At 34.1% G+C, this 22,884-nt stretch carries 21 protein-coding genes; 11 read left to right on the top strand and 10 right to left on the bottom strand.

Translation table 11 applies throughout. The features are described from left to right. Positions 1–2 precede the first annotated feature (2 nt). The gene (locus MJQ71_RS04410; protein WP_238804848.1) at positions 3–578 is read right to left on the bottom strand and encodes an RNA polymerase sigma factor; all 576 of its coding nucleotides are present in this window, start codon (positions 576–578) and stop codon (positions 3–5) included. A 137-nt stretch (positions 579–715) separates the two neighbouring features. On the opposite strand from MJQ71_RS04410, the gene MJQ71_RS04405 reads away from it, so the two are divergent. Further along, positions 716–1,066 (top strand): DUF6249 domain-containing protein, encoded by a 351-nt coding sequence (locus tag MJQ71_RS04405; protein WP_238804845.1) that lies wholly within the window; start codon positions 716–718, stop codon positions 1,064–1,066. Positions 1,067–1,086: 20 nt separating this feature from the next. Here MJQ71_RS04405 and MJQ71_RS04400 read toward each other — a convergent pair whose 3' ends face one another. Next, positions 1,087–2,109, bottom strand: a complete 1,023-nt coding sequence (locus tag MJQ71_RS04400) for a WD40/YVTN/BNR-like repeat-containing protein (RefSeq protein WP_238804843.1) — start codon at positions 2,107–2,109, stop codon at positions 1,087–1,089. 97 nt (positions 2,110–2,206) lie between these two features. Between MJQ71_RS04400 and MJQ71_RS04395 the strand changes: the two genes are divergently transcribed. The 6 genes from MJQ71_RS04395 to MJQ71_RS04370 all read left to right on the top strand — a co-directional run bounded on the left by MJQ71_RS04395 (position 2,207) and on the right by MJQ71_RS04370 (position 8,533). Further along, positions 2,207–3,526: a BatD family protein gene (locus MJQ71_RS04395; protein WP_238804841.1), complete on the top strand. Its 1,320-nt coding sequence runs from the start codon at positions 2,207–2,209 to the stop codon at positions 3,524–3,526. Positions 3,527–3,571: 45 nt separating this feature from the next. Continuing rightward, a complete protein-coding gene (aroC, locus tag MJQ71_RS04390; RefSeq protein WP_238804839.1) occupies positions 3,572–4,654 on the top strand; it encodes a chorismate synthase in 1,083 nt (360 codons plus the stop codon). Positions 4,655–4,852: 198 nt separating this feature from the next. Then, entirely contained in the window at positions 4,853–5,494 is a 642-nt protein-coding gene (locus tag MJQ71_RS04385; RefSeq protein ID WP_238804837.1) for an O-methyltransferase, read from the top strand. Between the two features lie 94 nt (positions 5,495–5,588). Then, positions 5,589–7,562 carry a lytic transglycosylase domain-containing protein gene (locus MJQ71_RS04380; RefSeq protein ID WP_238804835.1) on the top strand — a complete coding sequence of 658 codons (1,974 nt, stop codon included), beginning with the start codon at positions 5,589–5,591 and terminating at the stop codon, positions 7,560–7,562. A 17-nt stretch (positions 7,563–7,579) separates the two neighbouring features. Then, positions 7,580–8,149, top strand: coding sequence for a DUF3109 family protein (locus MJQ71_RS04375; protein ID WP_238804833.1), 570 nt, complete (start codon positions 7,580–7,582; stop codon positions 8,147–8,149). A 54-nt stretch (positions 8,150–8,203) separates the two neighbouring features. Then, entirely contained in the window at positions 8,204–8,533 is a 330-nt protein-coding gene (locus tag MJQ71_RS04370; protein WP_290370156.1) for an MGMT family protein, read from the top strand. Here the strand turns inward: MJQ71_RS04370 and MJQ71_RS04365 are convergent. Next, positions 8,525–8,674, bottom strand: a complete 150-nt coding sequence (locus MJQ71_RS04365) for a DUF2256 domain-containing protein (RefSeq protein ID WP_238804831.1) — start codon at positions 8,672–8,674, stop codon at positions 8,525–8,527. The genes MJQ71_RS04370 and MJQ71_RS04365 overlap by 9 nt on opposite strands. Positions 8,675–9,124: 450 nt before the next feature. On the opposite strand from MJQ71_RS04365, the gene MJQ71_RS04360 reads away from it, so the two are divergent. Next, positions 9,125–9,568, top strand: coding sequence for an SRPBCC family protein (locus tag MJQ71_RS04360; RefSeq protein ID WP_238804829.1), 444 nt, complete (start codon positions 9,125–9,127; stop codon positions 9,566–9,568). Between the two features lie 117 nt (positions 9,569–9,685). Then, positions 9,686–10,921 carry a dicarboxylate/amino acid:cation symporter gene (locus tag MJQ71_RS04355; protein WP_238804827.1) on the top strand — a complete coding sequence of 412 codons (1,236 nt, stop codon included), beginning with the start codon at positions 9,686–9,688 and terminating at the stop codon, positions 10,919–10,921. A gap of 59 nt (positions 10,922–10,980) precedes the next feature. Here MJQ71_RS04355 and MJQ71_RS04350 read toward each other — a convergent pair whose 3' ends face one another. The 7 genes from MJQ71_RS04350 to MJQ71_RS04320 form a co-directional block, all read right to left on the bottom strand. Further along, positions 10,981–12,516: a 4Fe-4S binding protein gene (locus MJQ71_RS04350; RefSeq protein WP_238804825.1), complete on the bottom strand. Its 1,536-nt coding sequence runs from the start codon at positions 12,514–12,516 to the stop codon at positions 10,981–10,983. Positions 12,517–12,519: 3 nt separating this feature from the next. Beyond that, complete coding sequence (locus tag MJQ71_RS04345) at positions 12,520–13,929, bottom strand: NAD(P)/FAD-dependent oxidoreductase (protein WP_238804823.1); 1,410 nt, start codon at positions 13,927–13,929, stop codon at positions 12,520–12,522. A 100-nt stretch (positions 13,930–14,029) separates the two neighbouring features. Next, complete coding sequence (locus MJQ71_RS04340; RefSeq protein ID WP_238804821.1) at positions 14,030–14,749, bottom strand: DUF3307 domain-containing protein; 720 nt, start codon at positions 14,747–14,749, stop codon at positions 14,030–14,032. Further along, positions 14,742–15,329 (bottom strand): SatD family protein, encoded by a 588-nt coding sequence (locus MJQ71_RS04335; protein ID WP_238804811.1) that lies wholly within the window; start codon positions 15,327–15,329, stop codon positions 14,742–14,744. Before MJQ71_RS04335 ends, MJQ71_RS04340 begins: the two co-directional genes overlap by 8 nt. Before the next feature lie 88 nt (positions 15,330–15,417). After that, positions 15,418–16,347: a citrulline utilization hydrolase CtlX gene (ctlX, locus tag MJQ71_RS04330; RefSeq protein ID WP_238804809.1), complete on the bottom strand. Its 930-nt coding sequence runs from the start codon at positions 16,345–16,347 to the stop codon at positions 15,418–15,420. A 78-nt stretch (positions 16,348–16,425) separates the two neighbouring features. Beyond that, positions 16,426–17,862 (bottom strand): arginine deiminase family protein, encoded by a 1,437-nt coding sequence (locus tag MJQ71_RS04325; RefSeq protein WP_238804807.1) that lies wholly within the window; start codon positions 17,860–17,862, stop codon positions 16,426–16,428. A gap of 144 nt (positions 17,863–18,006) precedes the next feature. Further along, complete coding sequence (locus tag MJQ71_RS04320; RefSeq protein ID WP_238804805.1) at positions 18,007–18,168, bottom strand: hypothetical protein; 162 nt, start codon at positions 18,166–18,168, stop codon at positions 18,007–18,009. A gap of 91 nt (positions 18,169–18,259) precedes the next feature. Here MJQ71_RS04320 and MJQ71_RS04315 point away from each other — a divergent pair, with 91 nt between their 5' ends. Both MJQ71_RS04315 and MJQ71_RS04310 read left to right on the top strand, forming a co-directional pair. Further along, complete coding sequence (locus MJQ71_RS04315; protein ID WP_238804803.1) at positions 18,260–21,445, top strand: cyclic nucleotide-binding domain-containing protein; 3,186 nt, start codon at positions 18,260–18,262, stop codon at positions 21,443–21,445. A 31-nt stretch (positions 21,446–21,476) separates the two neighbouring features. Beyond that, positions 21,477–22,847, top strand: a complete 1,371-nt coding sequence (locus MJQ71_RS04310; protein WP_310587515.1) for a sensor histidine kinase — start codon at positions 21,477–21,479, stop codon at positions 22,845–22,847. Positions 22,848–22,884: the final 37 nt, after the last annotated feature.

Raw genomic sequence — 22,884 nt, 5'->3', positions numbered from 1 at the left:
TTTCACAATAAACTTTTTACTTCTTCCTTCAACATTTTTTTCATTTCTTCGGCCAAACGTTTTCTGGCTCTATGAATTTTTACTTTAGCCGTTTCGGCACTAATTTGTGTAATTTCGGCAATTTCTTCTAATGATTGTTCTTTTAAATAAAATAAAGTTATCATAGTTACGTCGTCGGCAGAAAGATTTTGTAAGGCTTTTTCGATAGCTTTTCGTCGTTCTTTTTTCTGTAAATCTTCGTCCGAATTATTTGAATTACTCATCATAAAGGCTTCCGAAGAAGCGTCAATATCATCAGTTAAAATACGTTTTTTTCGTTTCTGCATCAAAGCTGCATTAAAAACGATTCGATAAAACCAAGTAGTAAACTTTGATTCGGCATTAAAAGCATTTAAAGCTCCAAAAACCTGCATAAAAGCATCTTGGGCTACTTCTTCTGCATCTTCTCGACTATTCAGAATTCGGTATGCAACCGTAAACGCATAATCCTTATGACGATTTATCAGCTCTTTATACGCCGATTTTTCGCCATTACGAATACGATTGATTAGGGTTATATCTTTCTGATTATCATTCACAATCAATTTGATGCAAGTATTAAAAAAAGGTTACACACAAATTACCAAAAAAATATTTTTATTTTATCTGTAACCTCCTAAAATCAAATTGCATCCTATCAGCAAAACATTATTTCACCATTTAAACATAATAAAATATGGACCCTCGTGCAGCAATTGTAGCAATGTCTATTCCAATTACAGCTATTTTAGGCTTTGTCGGCCTGATGATTATTCTAAGAAAATTTGATAACGATGAAAAAATGGCCATGATTGAAAAAGGTCTAACATTGCCACAAAAACAAAGTTCAAAAGTTAATCCAGCATCCGCATTACGTTGGGGTTGCCTTTTTGTAGGCGTTGGATTAGGTATTTTCGTTGCTAATATGATTGCAAGTGTAAAACAAGACCATGAAGCCCTTTATCCAGCGTTAATTTTAGTTTTTGGCGGAGCTGGCCTTCTAATTTCATATTATATTCAATTAAAAATCGACGAAAGAAGCAAATGAATTAGGTTAAATGGTTTATTTTAATTTCCCCATTTAGCTAAATTGCCTTTACCGCCTATCGCCCAACAAGCATTTTTGAAGCAAGATACTGCGTGAAATGATTCATTATCAATGGCTCTCCATGCAGTATTTTCTTTTTCCGAAAGGCTAGTACCTGATGTTCCAACCAAAAGCATTTTTTTATTTGGCAAATACCATGCACCTTCTTTTAGTCCATCGGGTTGAGCTGTTGCTAAAAAAGTCCATGTTTTTCCTGCATCGTTAGTAATCGCTATATTATTAGTTTTTTCTTTGTCATTTTTATAATCGCCGCCTACGGCAATTCCTTGGTTTTCATTCCAAAAATGCAGCCCAAAGATGCCCGAAGTTTGCCCTTTTTTGAAAGGAGTTTGGTAAACTTCCCAAGTTTCGCCTTTATCAGGCGTAAAAAAAACTCTACTTTGTGTATTTATCCAAGCTTTCCCATTAGGTTGAATCGCCACACAAGAACCACTAGCTGCAAAAGAAGCTTCACCTTCTAACACATTTGGTAATTTGGCTTTATCAATTCTATTCCAAGAATTCCCGCCATCTAAAGTCCTTATTATAAATGGTTTATCGTCAATTGGGTCACCGATTATAATTCCTTCATTTTCATTCCAAAAATCCATTGAATCAAAGAAAATACCCTTTTGAGTATAATTCAACATTACTTTCCATGAAATTCCGCCGTCGATGGTTTTAAATATTTTTGCAGCCCCATCTTCTGCATTTCCAGCACTCATGATGAAGGCGATTTTTTCGCTTACTCCATAAATATCCCTAAAATCTAATTTTTCGGCATCTTTAACTTTTATTACTTGCCACGTTTTTCCTGCATCAGTAGTTCGTAAAACAGTTCCTTTGCTTCCTCCCGCCCAAACTACTTTTTTATTAATGGCATGAATCGAACGAAAAGATGCATCTGTACCCGAATTTTGTTTTTTCCATTGAGCATCAACGGTATTTATTCCTACAAATATGAGCAGTAAACAGGCTTTTTTCTTAAAAATATAGCGAATCATAGTAATCAAACAGAATAGTGGTTAATTTTGTCAAATGAATAGGGCGAATTTACATATTTTATGCGTTTTTTTACTCTTATTGGTATCCAATTTTACTTTGGCACAACAAGAAGAAGTAAAAATTGAACTAGGAAAAAGAAATATCCTCATTGATGAAAACTTTACAGTAAAAGTAATCATTAAAAATACGGATAAATCTTCGGTTAGCTCGTTTCCTGACTTTCCTAACTTCACCAAGGGAGCAAAACAAAAGGTTTTTTCCAAAAATCCTGTTGGCTATACCATTACCCAAAGTTATACAGCAATTAAAGAAGGTAATTTCAAAATACCTTCATTTACGCTAAATGTTAATGGGAAAGAGTATAATTCTGAAGCTTTTAACATAATTGTTACACAACCAAAAGAGGTTGTTGAGGAAGAAAAAACTGAAACTCTCATCGAAAAAAGTGGCCGTAATGCTTTTTTAGCAATGACTGTCAATAAAAGTAAAGTTTATGTTGGTGAAGGATTTAGAGTTTTTCTGGCTTTTTATGTAGCTGAAAACAATACCGTTCAAATGGATTTTCCTGATGATTTGAATGCCCAAGTTGATGCCATCGCAAAAAAAATCAAATCGACAGATTGTTTAGAAGAACGCATTACGATTACAAACCTTGTGGGTGAACCAAGTACCATTAATGGCAAAAAATATTTGGCTTACAAGTTTTTTGAGGCTCTTTATTTTCCTCTCAACAATAAACCCGTCAATATTCCTGCTGTAAGTTTAAAAATGCTGCAAGCCAGTAAAAAAAATACTGCCAAAGAAACCGTTAATTTTACTGATATTCCTCAGACTATCAATGTTTTAGACTTACCAGAACATCCTTTAAAAGACAAAGTTTCGGCAGGAAACTTTAGTTTAGGAGAACAAATTGAAACGCATCAGCCCAATACAGGCAAAAGTTTCAGTTACTCTTTCCGTATTGTGGGTGATGGCAATTTTTCAACAGTTAATACGACTCCTCCATCGAACGACAGTTTTTTTGATTTTTATCCACCCGAAATCAAAGAAATTCATACTAATGCTCAACCAACCCGTGAAAAGCAATTTCGCTACCGAATTTTGCCAAAAGATTCGGGACAATATCAACTCGATAAATATTTCTATTGGGTGTTTTTCAATACAAAAACAGAAAAATATGATACCTTAAAATCTAAAATAAAAATTAAGGTTTTAGGCAAAACCATTGCGAATAAAGATTCGGATTCGTCAAATGATATTTTTGCAGGAATTGAAAAACTTGATACAACTCACATTGAAACCAACTATCAAGAAGTGATGAAGAATATTTTAAATCTCATCATTATTTGTATGATAATAGGTAGTTTGTATTTGTTTAATTGGAACAGTAAAAATAAAAATAGCAACGACGCATAAAAGCAGTTTTAAGCATAGTCATTCACAAAAATTTATATTTCTTAAATGAGTAGTACCTACGGAAAAATCTTTAAAATTTCAACCTTCGGAGAATCACATGGAAAAGCCATTGGCGTTGTCATTGATGGTTGCCCTGCTGGAATTGAGTTTGATGAAAATTTCATTCAAAATGAATTAGATAGACGAAAACCTGGTCAGTCGAGAATAACCACTCAACGCAAAGAATCTGACGAATTTCAAGTACTTTCAGGAGTTTTTGAAGGAAAAACAACAGGAACACCTATCGCAATGGTTATTCCGAATGAAGACCAACGTTCAAAAGATTATAGCCATATTTCAACCCAATTTCGCCCTTCTCATGCCGATTATACTTATACTGCCAAATACGGTATTCGTGATTATCGAGGCGGTGGTCGTAGTTCAGCTCGTGAAACTGCCGCTCGTGTAGCCGCTGGTGCTTTAGCAAAGATTTTTCTTGGTTCTCATAAAATCACAATTCAAGCGTATGTTTCACAGGTTGGCAAATTGAAACTCAATAAACAATATTGGGAACTTGACTTGTCAAAAACCGATGATAATGCCGTTCGTTGTCCTGACGAAACTATAGCTCAACAGATGTTTGATTATATTGACGAAACTCGCAAAAAAGGTGATTCGATTGGCGGGATTATTACTTGCGTCATCAAGGGCGTTCCGGTTGGTTGGGGTGAGCCTGTTTTTGATAAACTTCACGCCGAATTGGGTAAAGCTATGTTAGGAATAAATGCTGTAAAAGGTTTTGAATACGGCAGTGGATTTGATGGAATTGAGCTTTACGGCTCGCAACACAATGATACGTTTTTTGTAGGTGAAGATGGAAAAGTTCATACGAAAACTAATCTTTCAGGCGGTATTCAAGGAGGAATCTCAAATGGTGAAGACATTTATTTTAAAGTTGCCTTTAAACCTGTGGCAACAATTATGCAAGACCAAGACAGCGTAAATGAGGCTGGCGAAAAAGTAATTGTTTCAGGAAAAGGCCGACACGACCCTTGTGTTTTACCACGTGCTGTACCGATTGTTGAAGCAATGGCAGCTTTGGTTCTTGCTGATTTTAGTTTGCGAGCAAAATCAAATAAAATTTCATAAATAATTAATGTTTCAGAATAAAATATGATTTATTCTGAAATTATTTTATATATTATATTTTCAATATTTTCTGAAAAAATTACCTGTATTATAAATTTGATTATTTCAAAATAAATAACTTAGTTTGTTAGGTTTTTTGAAAAAAGCAATAATTTTGTAATATTTACACCTACAAATTTAGTATTTTAGAAAAACAAGATGGAGTTTATCAGCCCTGAAATTGACCAATATTGTGTTGAACATACATCAGCCGAGAATGAGGTCTTAACCAATCTAAACCGAGAAACACACGCCAAAGTTTTACAAGCACGAATGTTATCGGGGCATTTTCAGGGGCGACTTTTATCAATGTTTTCGCAGATGATTCAACCCAAAAATATTCTTGAAATTGGAACATATACGGGCTATTCGGCACTTTGTTTGGCAGAAGGATTGCAAGAAAATGGCAAAATTTTGACAATTGATGTGAATGAAGAATTAGAAGATTTTGTTCGCAATTTTTTCAGTCAATCGCCATTGAATAATAAAATTGACTTTCAAATCGGCAATGCTCTAACCATTATTCCTACACTCAATCAGATTTTTGACTTGGTTTTCATTGACGCTGATAAACTGAATTACGCAAATTATTACGATTTGGTTTTTGAAAAAGTGCGAAAAGGCGGATATATCATTTCTGATAATGTATTGTGGAGCGGAAAAGTAGCTGATTATAGCAAAAAAGATAAAGATACACTCGCAATCCGAGCATTCAATCAAAAATTGCATGATGATAATCGAGTAGAAAATATTTTACTCCCAATTCGAGATGGATTAATGGTAGTTAGAAAACTCGAATAGAAAATAATTTTAAAAACTTTTTTATATTTATCTGCATCTATTCTTATAAACTGCTTGAAATGATTTCAATCGAACCCAAATATTTCCTAATAAAATGAAAAAAACACTTGCTTTTTTACTTCTAGCACTATGCTTTCAAGGAGGATTTGCTCAGCAAATTACCCTTCCTGAAGTTCCCAAAAAAATAGAATTTGCTGGAATTATCGTTAATCTTGATACTGATGCACAAAAATCGGTTCAAAAAGAAATTACTGCCCTTCTTAAACCAGAAAACAAATACCTTTTGGATAAATTGGAGCGTATTCAATGGTATTTTCCGATTATTGAAAATATCTTAGAAACCGAACAAGTACCCGAAGATTTTAAATATTTAGCCGTTGCAGAAAGTTCATTGTTACCTGATGCCATTTCAGCTTCAAAAGCGGTTGGTTTTTGGCAAATGAAAGCTCCTACCGCTCAAGAATTAGGTTTGAGAGTTGATAACGACGTTGATGAACGAAAAAATATTTATGCTTCTACAAAAGCAGCTGCTGCGTACTTAAAACGCAACAACGTTATTTATAAAAACTGGATTTCTACCCTTTTTTCGTATTCGTTAGGAGCTACTGGCGTGAGTAAAATAGTACCAGCAGACTGGGCTTCAGCCACCGAAGTTACATTTGATGCTCAAACTGACCGCTATTTAATCAAAACAATTGCACATCGCATTGCTTTTGAATACCGAATTAACCGATTGAAAGAATCACGTTTATCTTTTGTTGAATATAAAAAAGCAAAAGGAAAAACACTTAACGAAATTGCTTCGGCACTGGGTATTGATGTCAATGAGTTAAAAAAATATAATTCATGGCTACAAACAAGTACCATTCCTGATGATAAAGATTATTCTGTGGCAATTTTGGTTGGTGCTGATAATTTGGAAAGTATTCAAACAAAAATCAATAATCAACCTGAATCTGTATCAATTGAAGGTGTTTTTCCTGTTTTAAAAAGAACAACTGAAGCCACAGCTAACGAAGAAGAACCAATTTTCTATGAAATAAATGGAAAAAAAGGGATTCTTGCCAAACCTGGCGATGATGTTGCATCATTAGCGAGAGGAGGAAAAATGAAAATTAAAGATTTTCTTCGTTACAATGATATGAGTAACAACGAAATGGTTGAAGAAGGCAAAGTTTATTACTTAAAAAAGAAAGGTCGCAAAGGGCCAATACCGCTTCATGTTGTTTTATCTGGTCAAACAATCTGGCAAATCTCACAGATTTATGGCATTCGTTTGAAAAACCTTCTTCGTTTAAACAGAATGAGTACAGCTACTGGTATTCAGAAAGGACGTGTTATTTATTTACAAAAAAAACGTCCAAAAGACCAGCCAAATGAGTTTATTAATGACAAAGAAGAAGAGAAATTGGAAAAAGTGCCAATAAATGAGCAATATGAAGAAAAGATTTTGGTTAAAGATGCAAGAGAGTCTGAAAGCGAAGAAAAAACTAAAAAAACTGAGCCAAAACCAAAAGTCCCTGAAAGCATTATTGTAGAAGAAGGAAATAAAAATGCTACGCCTAAAGACAAAGATGAGGATGATATAATTGTTATTTCAGATACTGATGACGTTCGTCCAGAACCTAAAAAAACACCGCCAACCAAACAACCTGAAATTATAACACCAACACCTCCTGTAAAAACTACTCCAGCCAAAACGCCTGTACCAGTTTCAAACACAAGTGTTCATAATGTTGATGTAGGTCAAACGCTTTATAGCATTGCTCGACAATACAACATTTCGGTGAAAGATTTAGCAGAGTGGAATAATATTACGACTAGCGAACGAGTGAAAGTTGGGCAAACTTTGATTGTAAAGCCAACTTCTAAAACGGCCACAATACCTGTTGAAACAAAACCAAGTCCAATTGCTTCAACTGCTACAAATACACACTTAGTTTTGAAAACAGAGACACTTTATAGTATAGCCAAACGTTATGGCGTGTCAATGAAACAAATACAAGAATGGAATGGAATGACCGACCAAAATGTTAAGATTGGGCAGAAATTAATAATAAAAAAATAGTTTTTAAGAACATAAAAATGATTCTAATTGATAATACTTGCATTAGTGATGATGTTGCAGATAAACTTTTTGTTTGCGACTTAGAAAAATGCAAAGGTGCATGTTGCGTAGAAGGTGATTTAGGAGCTCCACTTGAAGAAGCTGAGTTGCCGATTTTACAAGAAATTTATGAACAAGTAAAGCCTTATCTTTCTCCAAAAGGAATTAAAGCTATTGAAGAGCAAGGTACTTATATCAAAGACTGGGAAGGAGACTACTCCACTCCTACTATTGGCGATAGAGAATGTGCCTATGCTATTTATGACGAAAACAAAATCTTGAAATGTGGTATCGAACAAGCTTATCTTGACGGGAAAATTTCTTGGAAAAAGCCCATTTCCTGCCATTTATACCCCATTCGGATTACAAAATATGAAAGTTATCATGCACTTAATTATGACCGTTGGTCAATTTGTAGCGATGCCTGTTCGTTAGGAGAAAAACTCGGTGTACCAGTTTATAAATTCTTAAAAGAACCCCTCATCCGAACTTATGGTGAAACATGGTATGCAACCTTAGAAAAAGAAATTGAAGAAAAAGAATCTTGAACAATAATCTTTACGACAGCATTTATATGTTGTCGTAAAGAAATTTGAATTATCTTGAAAAAATCACTAGAAAATAGTTTCGACAATATTTATGAAGTAGTTCGGCTAATTCCTATGGGAAGAGTAACCAGCTATGGAGCAATTGCTCGTTATTTAGGTACAGGTGGTGCAAGAATGGTTGGTTGGGCAATGAATGCCTGTCATTCAATGCCAGATGTACCTGCTCACAGAGTTGTTAATCGAAATGGCGTTTTAACTGGAAAACACCATTTTGGTGGAAATTTAATGCAAGAATTACTAGAAAACGAAGGCATTCTCATACAAAATGACCAAATAATTGATTTTCAAGAAAAGTTTTGGAACCCATCCGACGAGTTACTTTGAATGTCCTTTTTTGTGCCGACAAGCATCACTACAATATTTTACTTCTTCCCATACTTTCTCCCATTTTTTTCGCCAAACAAATGGCCTTCCACATGTTAGACAAACTTTTGTAGGAAGATTTTCTTTTTTTACTCCTTTCATATTCTTTTATTGATTACTGAAATAATTTTTCATCAAAAATAAACAAGAGAGCCATCTCAAATGAGACGGCTCTTTGTATACAACCCTAACCACTATGATGAAACAAAATCTACTTAATATATTTTCTTTGACCGAAAGTTCTTTCAAATCCAAGTGTATAATACAATTCATACAATCCCAACATAATCAACACTCCCACCAATAAAAATTGGAGAGGGAACATCATGAATAAATGCCCAATACTTGTTTTGATTTCTAAAAAAGTAAACATATCCTTTATATTTTGGGTTACTAGAACAGTACAAATGTCTTAAAGTATTTTTAATTATTTTAGCGTAAAAACCCCTGATTTTATATACGTATTTTACGGTATATCGGTTTCAATACTCCCTAAATTCATTTTTATTTTTCCTAATTCTAAATTTTTTCTCTCTCAAAAAAACTAAAAAAATGAAAATAACCATTGAAACACCTGTATATCAGTCCGTTACACAAGTTTGGGAACAATTTGATAACAAACTGCTTATGCAATTGTCGCCACCTTTTCCTCCTGTCAAACTTATTTCATTTGGACAGAAAGTTGGTGAAAAAGTTACACTTGAACTAAACTTTTTTATTATACGGCAACTTTGGGTGAGTAAAATTACAGATTCTTATTATTCGGTAGCAGAAAGTTATTTTATTGATGAAGGAACTCAACTTCCATTTTTCTTAAAATACTGGAAACACAAGCATCGAATTGTAAAAAATGGTTCTGAAAGCAAAATTATTGACGAAATAGAATTTCGTACACCAACGATTTTGACAGATTACATTTTTTATCCTATCTTGTATCTTCAATTCCTTTATCGCAAACCAATTTATCGAAAAATATTTAAAAACCCCTTAGCCTAATCGTGGCTGTCCTGAAGGGAAATAAGTATTTTTCTAACCAAAGAAAAAATTCTCCTTTAAAATAGGAGTATTCATTAACCTAAAAAAAACTCCTTTCAGGACAAGGGTGCTACTACTATGAAATTAAACATTACTTGGAAAATCTTCATCGGCATGACGCTCGGCATTATTGTCGGCTATGTATTGAATCAATCTTTTAAGGAGGATGCCACCTCACTCAATTCTGCGAGTACTTACCTCAATCTTTTGAGTAAGATTTTCCTGCGGATGATAAAAATGATTATCGGGCCATTGATTTTCTCCATCTTGACCGTTGGCATTGCTAAACTCGGTGATTTTAAACTTGTTGGTAGAATCGGGGCAAAAACACTTGGCTATTTTTATTTTGCTACCATTTTATCTTTGCTTACAGGTTTAGTGGCAGTCAATGTACTTCGTCCAGGCAGAATGATGCAGATTGATTTGCCAACGGCAGGGGCTGATACTGGCATCGAATCGAAGAAAATGACGATGGAAAACTTTATTACACATCTTTTCCCGCAAAGTTTCTTTGAAGCATTAGCAACGAATGAAATTTTACAAATTGTAGTATTTTCGGTATTTTTTGGCATTGCAACGGCAGCCATTGGTGAACATGGAAAAATATTAATAAAAGCCCTTGATGCCGTTTCAGAAGTAATGTTCAAAATTGTTAGTTACGTAATGGGCTTTGCTCCTTATGGCGTTTTTGGTGCAGTTGCAGCCGTTATTGCCCAAAAAGGTTTGGGTATTTTGAGCGGTTATCTTTACTTAATCATCACATTCTTCGCAACACTAGCTTTCTTCATATTGGTTGTTTTACCCGCCATTTGTATGGTCGTGAAAGTTCCCTATTGGAAACTGCTCTCTTATGTAAAAGACGCATTATTTCTTTCTTTCAGCACGGCAAGCTCAGAAGCATCGATGCCTTTACAGATTGAGCAACTCAAAAAATTTGGTATTTCAGAAAGAATTGTGAGTTTTGTATTGCCTTTAGGTTATTCTTTCAACTTAGATGGCTCTATGATGTACATGACTTTTGCCGTTGGTTTTATAGCTCAAGCCTACGGCATTGATTTAAGTATTGGGCAACAAGTAACCATGATGCTTACGCTTTTGATTACCAGTAAAGGAATTGCAGGTGTACCTCGTGCATCATTAGTAGTAATTGCAGGAACGATGTCAATGTTTAATCTTCCAGCAGAAGGTTTGATTCTTCTATTTGCAGTTGATTGGTTGCTAGATATGGGGCGTTCGGCTACTTCTGTCGCAGGAAATGCTGTCGCTACAGCTGTTGTTGCAAAATGGGAAAATGAATTAAAAATGGTTGATTGAAAAACTATCATACAAAAAAGCCTCATAGTCTATTGATTATGAGGCTTTTTTATGGCATTTTACTTCAACATTTCATTTCCTAATAAAATATCTGGAGCAATCATTATTCTTGTTCCAGTTGCAGCGTTTTCGAGATTGAGTACACCTCTTGGGCAAACTGCCGAACAAACACCACAACCAACACACGAAGAGCGTACAATATCTTGTCCTTTTTGGGCGTAAGCTCGAACATCAATTCCCATTTCACAATGTGTCGAACAATTACCACATGAAATACATTGCCCACCGTTCGTGGTAATTCTAAACTTTGATTTAAATCTTTGTATTATTCCAAGATATGCTGCTAATGGACAGCCAAATCTACACCAAACTCGGTTTCCCATTAAAGGGTAAAATCCTGTTCCGACAACACCTGAAAAGATTGAACCAATTAGAAATCCGTAAGTTGATTTGAGTGATTCTGTTGGAATAAATCCTAATAAATTATAATTTCCTGTAAAATAAGTATAAAGCACACCAATTGTCATAATGATGGCAAATGCTAAAACGCCATGGATTAAATATCGTTCAATTTTCCACGCTTTCAATGATTTATCAGAAAGTTGTCGAAAAGGGTCACCTAAGGTTTCTGCCAATCCTCCACATCCACAAACCCATGAGCAGTACCATCTTTTTCCGAAAAAATAAACCATTACTGGCACACCAACTACAAAAAGTACAATTCCCCATACCAATAAAAAAATACCAAAAGTGCCACCAGCAATCAGTTTATCAAGACGATAATTAAAGAAAAAAGAATAGTCTAGCGGCCACATATTTTTTAAATCAGCCGAAGGAAGATTCAGATTTGACATGATTTCTGGTAATATAAAAGCAATACAAGTCTGAAAAAACATAATTGATAAAGTCCTGATTACTTGGTATTTAGAGTGCCTATATTTAATGATAAATCTAATACCCATTATTAATACTGAAATCGTGTAAAGAAATCCATACATAAACCAACGGCTTGCCTCTCCTCCATTGATAAGCCTACTAACGGGATCAACAATCATTATCCAATTGGCAATATATTGTGGTTTAAAATACAAGGCGACATAAAACAATATCAAAAAAGTACCAATTAGTACACCAAGCCATTTACGATTCATAGCTGGATTGAAATAAATTCCATTATTTTTGATTCCAGCCAACTTTCTAACTTCTGGAATTATAAGAAGAAATGCTCCTAAAATTGCCAATCCGAAAGTTAATAAAAACATTATTTCTTTATTTTCGACTAAATATCCGTTTGCAGAATCTTTGACAATTGCCAAAATTGTATCCTCAAAATACTTTTTATCCCAAGCTTGTTGTGCATCATAAGTATTATTTAGCGTATTTGTTCCAGAAGTTAAGTCATAAGCAAAAGCAAACAGGCTTGAATAATTTTTATTAAACATCGAAGCAAATTGTTTTTGGGCATCAACTAACTGGTCTGCTTTGACATTTTTTTCTAAAATTTTATTCGTCAAAACGTAGTCATTCATGCCTAAAGTTCCGACGAATAATCCAAAAGCCGCAATAAAAATAATGAGTCCGAGTTTTTGTATCATGGCTTAAAATATTTTTGAAAAAATTCCTTTTTTCGATTTTAGTTTCAAATTACTTCCTGTTTCCTGATTGTACTTTTCCATTATTTCGGCTTCGTATTGCTTGAAAAATTCGGGGTCAAAATTGGCCTTTGGCAGATTTTCCAAAACGTATTCAATTGTTTTTTTAGTAGAAATCCATTCATCCCAAACTTCGTGTCTCATTCTAATGCCAAAAGTATTCACACCCGTAACAGCCTTTCTATTAGCTTCATAATTGATTCTGACACAAATTTTACCTGATGAATGTTCCCAATAAAACGTTTTAAAATCTTCAGAAAGTATGTTGGGAACTTGTCCGTAAGTTTGGTACTCGATGTCAAAAAATTTGGCAGAATTGAAAAACATTCCTGGTTGGTATTTCGTCGGTTTTCCACAAATTGTTCTTGCCACTGTTTCTCCCATTATTCGACCTGTGTACCAAATTTGCTCCAAATTTTTACGGTCTTTCGGTGGATTTTCGTGTTCCACACAATCGCCAATAGCATAAATATCTGGTAAATTCGTTTCTAAATATTCATTCACTAAAATGCCACGATTAAGCTTTAAACCACCTACTCCGAGTATAAAAGCTGGTTTTTCTCTGCCAATCATGTTTCCTTGTGGTAATTTTAAAAAATTAATATTTGGACTAACGCCAACAGTTAAGCCTACAAATTGGCAATCAATTATTTCTCCTGATTTTGTCTTTATTGCTTTTACTTGGTTATTTTCATCGCCAATAATTTCTTCTAATTCACTTGAAAATTGTAGTTTTATATGATTTTCAGCAATATGTTTAGCAATCAAATTCGATTCTTCGGATGGCATGATAGCATTCCAAAAACTACTTTCTCGCACCAAAAATGTCACTTTTATTCCCTTAGAATGCAACATTTCAGCCAATTCAACGCCAATTAATCCTCCTCCAACAATAACTGCGTGATTGATTTTTGGCGTAATTTCTTGCAGACTTTCCAAATCTTGATAACTATAAAGTCCTTGCACGCCTCTGAGATTTTGACCTTTCCAACCAAATTTATTGGGAGTTGAACCTAGTGCCAAAATAAGTTTATCGTAGCTTATAGAACCGCCAATTTTTGCTTCTTTATCATCTTCATTAGGAATGCGGAAATAGAGCTTTTTTTCTTCAAAATCAATGGTTTTAACCCAAGCTCGCTTCAATTCGATGCGATTTTTCTCCCAAAACCAATCTTCATAAGGTTTGGTATGTTCAAATTTCAGATGTCCCATGTAAACATACATGAGGGCTGTTCGAGAAAAAAAATAGTCTGTTTCGCCAGAAATAACAGTTATTTTACAATCAGAAAGTTTTCTAATATGTCGAGCGGCAGTGATACCACTAATGCCATTTCCAATAATGACTACGTGCTGCATGAGTTTAAGGATTGAATTATGCTATAAAATTGTGAAGTTTCTACGAGTAGAATTGTCATCTGACTGACTAAATATACGAAATTTTAATCTAAATAAGTTTTTAAAGAACCATTTTTAAGAAGATTCCTAAAGAAATAGTCAATGTGAAACTAATAAGCGTTCCGATTAAAACATATTCTGTCAATTTGAGGTCGGATTCACGAAAGCGAAGTAATGCTTTGGCAGCAATTAAAAACCCAATTGCTTCGTATTGATTATTGATCACAAAAGTCAAAATCAATATTCTTTCAAAAATTCCAATCCATTTTCCTGCTTCATCAAGGCTATCTTGTTTATTGGTTTTAATTTCGTCTCGCCAACGTTTTGTAGCAATGCCAATAATAATACCTAATGGAAAAGTACAAAAAAGATACGTTGTTAGTAAGGCCCATATTTTAAAATCAATAAGGATATTGGTCGATAAATCTACAAATTGCGTAAATCCATCAATAATAAATAACCAACTGATAATCAGGATAGTAAAATGTAATATTTGGTCAAGAAGAAACGTTTTTATGCTTTTATCCTTCGCATAAACTTTCCAAATATCAATACAATAATGAGTAATTCCGATGAAAATAGATACCAAGAAGTTTCTTGAAAAAAGCCAAACTACCAAAAATGTCAGAAGGATATGATAAAATAATTTAACAGATTTTATTTTCTTGGTTTCTTTGTCTTTTACCCAATTGAGCGGCTGCATGAAAAAATCAGTGAGTAAATGAGCAAAAATCAGTTTCAACAAAACCAGTGCTTGTTCCGTAGTAAAAAGGTTAGACATTTTGAAAGCGATTTAACATTTTTTCAATGATATTCCATGCCGAATTCTTTATTCGGTTACTTACCGAAGGCTGACCAATATTAATTATCGTGGCTATTTCTTGCTGATTTTTTTGCTGTAAAAGCCAAAAAACAACTTCTGCTTGATTGGCTGTTTGGTTTTCGAGCAAATAATCAATAACTGAGCAATGAATTTCCCATTCTTCATTTTTTTGAGTTTCTGTCGTAGAAATCCGTAAAAATGCTGTTTTGACTTTCATTTCGTCTAATTTTCTACCAGATAACCAAAAAGCTTCGCCATCAGAATCAGAAATTTTTTCGTTCAAAAACTCTACATTCCCTACTCCAATCGAAATCTTGACTTGCACACCCAATTTTACGAATAAATAGGTTTTGATAGTTAAAGCTTCCTTTAAAGCATTTTGATTAAGCAATATTTGAAAGCTATCACCTCGAATAAAGTAATCATACTTTCCTTCGGAAATACTCGATAAATAATCGAATGCTTCACGGAGTTTTAGTCGTTTTTCAGCATCAAGATTTGATGATTTTACAATATCTCCTGTAATTACTTGAGCCATTATTTATCTATTATTTAATCAATAAATCAAAAATATCTACAAATATATAAATATTTTTAATTTATTGATTTTTCCATAAATAAAAATATCACTTTTCAGGCAAATGAACTTCCGCCATCATACAACGAGCCGAGCCTCCGCCACAGGTTTCAATCATGGTGAGGTCGAAATGTTGAAGAGCGGCATATTCTTCTAGTTCAATTCTTTGAGCGTGAGTCAATGATTCAAAAGCCGATGTTGACATGACCAAAATATGGTGTCCTTTTTTGTTTTTGACCAATAACATATTTCCTGCAAAATTATTCATTTGCTCCAAGCTAATCTCAATCACTTGTTTTCCACTACTTTCAAGGGCTTCTTTGACCATTAATCGCTCGTCAAAATCTGGAATTGAGTTGAGGCAAACAACCGCAAATGTATCTCCAATACACATGACAACATTTGTATGATACACTTCTTTTCCATGCGAGTCAACCGAAGTAAATTTTACTAATTGATACCTCATTTGTTTTGCCCAAGCATCCAAAACATCAGCATTAGTTCGGGGCGAAATACACGCATAAGCCGTACGGTGCATTCGGTCAAGAACCAAGCTTCCTGTCCCTTCAAGAAATTTTCCTTCTTTCTCGAAATGCGTAAAATCAAGTACAACCTCAACATGAAAATGCTTTCGCAAATCATCAATTATATCAGTTCTACGTTCTAAACGACGGTTTTCGGCTTGCATCGGATACAAACACACTTTACCACTATGATGAAACGAAATCCAGTTATTAGGAAAAATACTATCAGGCGTGTGTGGTTCAAAGGTATCATCATAAACAATGACATTTACACCAGCGGCACGCAACTGGCTCACCATTGCATCAAATTCTTGGAGAGCGTCTTGCTGTGTAATATTATTTGTCCAAGATTTAGATTTAACATCTTGAAACGCATTACTTTCGGCGGTTTGCTCATTGAAAGCAAAATTTACAGGCCGAATCATTAATATATTGGATGTGGTTTGAGCTTGCATAAAATCTAATTTTGAATGTTAGAATATAAGAACAATAAATGCACATTTCTTAGGTTAGAAATTAATATTTACTCGAAATTAAAGCATTTCTCTAAAAATTGGCATACTCATACAATGTGAGCCACCTCTTGCCCTTGAAAGCTCTGCGGATGGCAACATAATAATTGTATTTGTCAAAGTTTCGGGTGGAAGTTCATTATTTTCAAATTTTTCAAGTAAATCTGCTGCTCGAATTGTCTGAAAACCTGCATCACGAAAAGCCTCGGCAGTTTTGTCGTTACGGTCATAACCAATGGCAACGCCTTCTTTTACAACAAGCAAATTACACGAATCAGTCCACTGCTCTCTTGCACCATAAGGAAACTCATTATTGCCCGAATATACAAATTTTACTTCGTCATAGCAATCCAAATCATCTTTTGTAATTGACGAAAGTAAGTCTTCCAAATTGGCAAAATCTTTTACTTTCACGCCACCATCTTTATTGATAAATTGTTTGATAGTAAGTGTTTCATAGCTTGGTTGCTGACCCAATTCTTCCCAAATCGATTGTTTTTCGGCTTCTTCTTTGATTCTGCCTAAAGACCCAAGCAATACCCACACATTGCGTTTTATTTGCGTAAAGACAGTGTCGATGTGCATATAGTCTCGTTTTTGTGGAATTTTCACTATCGTAACTTTCTGAACAACATTTCTTTCAAAAAGTAAATCAATGGCTTGACGAGCGGCCTCAACTGACGTTCGTTCACTGACACCAATCAGCAAATGATTCGGGGCAACCATCATCACATCACCGCCTTCGAGTGTGTTTAGCCTTCCTTCTTGCTCTTCTTCTGGTAATAAAAAATGATTTTCGTCTTCTGTAATTTCTATGATTTTGCCTTGTAAATCTTTGAACATTGGATGATTAAAGAAAACATATTTTGCCAAAAGTGATTCTCTTGTACGAGCATATTTTGCTGGTTTATTGAGCAATAAATGTTCATTTACCATAATACCAATATCTCGTGTAAAAATCAGGTTCGGAATTGGCGGAAAAAGCATTTTATTATTTGGCAAAATACCTGTTATCAATACTTTTGCTAAGTCGATGATGGGCATTTGAGCCATTTCATTTTGGAATTGAAACGAACATTCTTCCACTGCACAAACGGCAGCAATCAATTGGGTACGAACGGCTGAGATTTTTAAAATATCTGAAAGTAATTTCTCAAATTCGATGACTTTCTCAGAATTAAAATATTTTTTATTGCAAGGTTTGTAAAAATCCCTTGATTTATCGGAATCAATGCGTTTGAGTTTTCCCTTAACTTTAACGCTATCAAGGAAATAAAGCAGAATTTTTACATAATAATCATATTCATCTCGTCGCATGGTTTCAAGATGAACGATGTCTTCAAAAAGCCAATCTTGTGCTTTTGACGGAACAACTTTGCCCAAACCACTGTCAGGACTATGAATAATGAGACGACGTAAAGTGCCTACTTCAGAAGATACAAATATATTATTGCTCATGTGATAATTGCGTTAACTACTAGCTTTGCTATTAGTTTGATGTTTTGAAGAATATTAATGTAAAGTTTAATTTTTTCCTTGAAATATATAGGAAACGGCTCCGATAGCAAAATGCCAACGGATAAATGCTAAACACAATAAAAATTAGTAAAACCCAAAGTTTGCCATGAAGGCGAGCAATTGAAAGAAGAAAACAGAAATTCGGTGCGGTTTTCGGAAATGACGATATAAGCCAGTAGAATTGATGCTACAATTTTCTACAAGCCAATGGCTATTTTTTTCGATATTTTTCTGTAAAATCGTCATACTACTTTGCAATATTACAAATGATTAGGCTTATTTCAAAAGATTTTCAATCAAAATTCCTAAATTGCGGCGTTCACATTTAAGACCCACAATGGCCAATTTGTTTACTCGAAATAAAGCACAATCGCAGCTAATTTTATTTTTTCTTCATAATTTTTTCATTAGCATCGGAACGGTATTAATATACGTTTCGGCTAATATTATTTTGCTCGAAAATCATCCCGAATTTTCATTGCCAATTGCCTACATTCTATCAACAATAGCAATGATGGGCGTTGGTAAAATTTACGAATATTACGAACATCATTATTTATTACAAAAACTCAGTAGCCGAGTACTTTTAGCGGTTTTGTTGATGTCAATAATAATGGTAATTGTGGTTTTTTTGAGTCATACAATATTTACCGCTATCGGAATAATGGTTGGCTTTCGTATTATTTATTTATTGGTGAATCTTGAATTTTGGGGTGTTTCGGCAGTAGTTTTTGATGTGCGTCAAAGCAAGCGGATTTTTAGTGTAATTGGCTCAGGGGATGTTCCAGCGAAAGCAATTGGTGCTATTCTGACAGTCTTGATTCATTCTACTTCAGTATTGGCAATATTAATTTCGGTTGCATTTGTAACGTTTTTATTAGCGTTTTTTACACAAAAACGCACATTTGAACTTACCGAAATGCCAGAAATGACTGCCGAAAGAGTCAGAAAAAAAACCGAAGCTCAGTACATTACCAAGCTTTTCGGTGGTAGTCGATTAGTATTTGAAATGTGTATTGGTTTGGTGGCGGTGGCAATTTCGGCCACTTGGATTGAGTATAATTTTTTTGTAAACGTTAAATATAAATTTCATAGCCAACATGATGTTATTGCGTTTGTTGGTTATCTTTTAGCCATCACTTATTCTATTTCAACCATTGTAAAACTGGTACTTTCTAGTAGAGCAATTGACCGATTTGGTTTACGAAACGCCTTGCTTTTCTTGCCAATTGGTACGGTTATCATTTCGGCCGTTTTAGTAATTTTATCTTCATTCAGAAATGACGAGGCTTCACTTTTGATGGATTTTAGTGCCGCCTATTTACTTTTTGAAGTCATGCGTCGAACACTTTTTGACCCTGTTTTTTTGGTCATGTTTCAACCGCTTTCAACGCACCAACGTCTCAAAGGACATACACTCGCCAAAGGTTTCTACGAACCATTAGGTATGGGAATTGCTGGGCTTTTGCTCCTTGCTGAATACTATTTCGATTTTTCTTTCACTTGGGTTGAGTTTGGCTTAACGGTGTTTTCGGCATTTGTTGCTTTTTATTTTTTAAGTCGTGCGTTTAAACATTATATTATTGAACTAAAAAGTGCTTTAAGTAAAAGGTTCTTGAAAAGCGATGAATTGGTGATGCAAAAAGAGGCTTTTCAAGTGATTTTGAAAAATATTAGCAGCGAAAAACCCGAAGAAGTAATTAGTGCGATTGATTGGATTACAAAATATGACCACAAAAAACTCGAAAAATATTTGCCACAACTCTTGCAAAACTCGTCTGATAAAGTGCGATTAAGAATCCTTTTGGAATTTGAGCGAAATAAACCTGCCAAAAATATTTTAACGATTTTATTAGACAATGTTTTTCAAGAACAAAATGATGTTTGTCGAAAGTTAGGTATTCAAATACTAAGTGCTGCCAACATTTTTGATAATGGTAGATTGCAAGAATTACTTTATTCCGATGATATTGCTTTAACAGAAGGCGTTTTAATTGGTAGTTTGACAGCACAAAATAGTCAAGCAAAAGAACGATTATTAGCACTTTGTGATTCGAAAAGTAAACCAGAAGAAAAAATTGCAGCACTGAATGTAATTAAAACATTGCAACTAAAAGAACATGAATTATTTGTTCAATCGTGTTTAAAAGATGAAAATCTAATAGAAAATGGCATTAAGGCGGCAGGAGTTTTAGGAACATCCCTATTGATAAATGAGCTTACGTCACTTTTGTCGAATCATCATCATGCAAAAAAAGCTTTGCATCAATTAATCAATTTGGGTGATAAAAGTTTAGACGAAATAGTCAAACTCAAAGACAATAAAAATATATATATTTTGCAAAAAATAGTAACGTTTTGCGAAAAATACAAATCAGAGGAAAGTTATGATTTATTGCTAGCATTTATGCACAATAAACCACTAGAAATAAAAACATCCGCTCTAAAAGCACTCGGAAACTATGCTGAAATTGATAGTCATAATGACTATTTTTTAACTCTTTTACAAGCAGAATTAGAGCAATCATTTCAATTATTGAATGGTTTTGGGAAGCTTCCCAATGACAATTTACAGTACGAATTAGGACAATCTTCTGATAGAATTTTCTACCTCCTTATGCTCATTTATGACAAAGATATTGTGCATGATGCTATGTTGGGTGTGGAACATTCATCAAGAGAAAAAAGAGCTAATGCCCTCGAAATTTTAGATAATAGTATTCCTAGAGATATTTATAAATGTCTTCATGCATTGCTTGACGAAACTCAAAATGAGGAAAAAGCAGTCATTTTTAAAGCATATTTAGGTAAAGACGTAAAAGTAAAACCAATCGTACATTTGATTTTAGAAAAAGGAGAAACCGCTTTTGGCTGTTGGACAATTGCACAAGCTATACAAGCATGGAAACCTGCCAAAAGTAAATTTTCTTTACATGAAATCAAACTTTTTGAAAGCTACCTCAATCATCCTAAAAAAATATTAAAAGAAGCAGCTCATCAAGCAATTTTAACTAATGCCTTCTTTAAACAACAACCTGAATTTGAAAAATATTTTAACAAAACTGATATGAGTCACTCGCACGAAATAGCGTCAATCTCCGAACTCGAACGAGTAATTGTATTGAAAAATACACAACTTTTTGCCGAAACGCCCGAAAATGTATTGACTTCGATTGTTCCAATTATGAAAGAAATTTCTTTCAATGAAGAAAAGATTATTTTCAAAAAAGGCGAAATTGGCAATTGTATGTACATTATTTATGCAGGAGAAATCGATATATATGACCATGAAACACTGTTAGCTACATTTATGAAAGGAGATGTTTTTGGCGAATTGGCCCTTTTGGACGCAGAACCTCGTTCAGCGTCAGCTATTGCAAAAAATGATGTGCTGCTTTTCAGAATTGACCAAGAAGATTTCTTTGATTTGATGGAAGAACGCAACGAATTGCTTCGAAGTGTATTGAGAATTTTGTGCCAAAGAATTCGCTCTCAAAATGATAAAATACGTGGATTGAGTTAAAAATCATGCTTATAAAACCAAGCTAAAGATTATGATGAATATAGATTACACCGATATAATGCCCTCAGTGGTTATCGCTCATTTTTTGATGCAGTTTCTAGGGCGTTATTTAGAAATACAAACTCGACATCCGAAAGTATTTCGTGTATTGAAATTTTCTTGGCTATGGACATTCATGGTATTATTACTGGGAGAATTACTAAATTTTTCATTTTTCAAAGATTATTTCTACGAACTCATCACGATTGTGGTGCTTTATATACTTTTCTTAGCAAAAGAATTACCCGTAGCTCGTAGAATGATGGAAATAGCATTTATTCCCTTAGCAGCTGTATTATTTATTTACGATTTTTTTCACCTTCTCACACCAAATTTTCACAAAAACAACTTGTATTTTTTTGACCCAATACGAAGTTTTGCCATTTTTTGGGTAATTGGTTTTAGTTTCTACGCCCAAAGACAAGGAAAAAGAGAACGCCTTGAAAAACAAAAAGAAGAAGAAGAAAGACGTTTACTGGAAGCAAAAAAACAAGAACTCGAATACCAAGTTGCCGAACGTACTGCCGAACTTACCAAACAAAAAGAATCTTTAGAAGAAGCTCTTGTAGAATTAAAAACTACTCAAACACAGTTAATTCAGTCTGAAAAAATGGCTTCTTTGGGCGAACTCACCGCAGGAATTGCCCATGAGATTCAGAATCCTTTGAATTTTGTCAATAACTTTTCGGAGGTTTCGGTTGAACTTTGTCAAGAAATTACAGAAGAACTCGAAAAAGACAATTTCGACAAAAATTATATCATTGAAATTTTAACAGATTTAAGTCAGAATCAACAAAAAATTACGCATCATGGACAACGTGCAGCAAGCATTGTAAAAGGGATGTTACAACATTCTCGCACAAGTTCAGGGCAAAAAGAATTAATTGATATAAATGCTTTGGTTGATGAATATTTAAGATTGTCCTATCACGGCCTTCGTGCAAAAGACAAAACTTTCAATGCAGATTTCAAAACAAATTTAGATACAAATTTACCAAAAGTAGAAGTGATTCCTCAAGATTTTGGAAGAGTATTGCTTAATATAATCAATAATGCGTTTTATGCTGTGCAACAAAAAATTAAATTAAATATTCAGAACTACAAACCTACGGTTATAATTATTACAGAAAAAATTGATAATGAACTCATTATTAAGATTCAAGACAACGGTAGTGGAATGCCTGAAAATGTGAAATTAAAAATTTTCCAGCCATTTTTTACCACAAAACCGACGGGTCAAGGAACAGGTTTGGGACTTTCTATGAGCTATGATATTATAACCAAAGGCCACGGTGGCACAATCGAAGTCGAAAGTATTGAAGGCGAAAGCACTACTTTCACAATAAAACTTCCCCTTAAATAACATAAAATATGCAAAGATTTTTGTACATATTTTTCAT

It is taken from the genome of Emticicia aquatica (genome assembly GCF_923079645.1).
Classification (GTDB): domain Bacteria; phylum Bacteroidota; class Bacteroidia; order Cytophagales; family Spirosomataceae; genus Emticicia; species Emticicia aquatica.
Note: the sequence above shows the minus strand (reverse complement) of the source record. Positions and strands in the feature narration are given on the sequence as shown.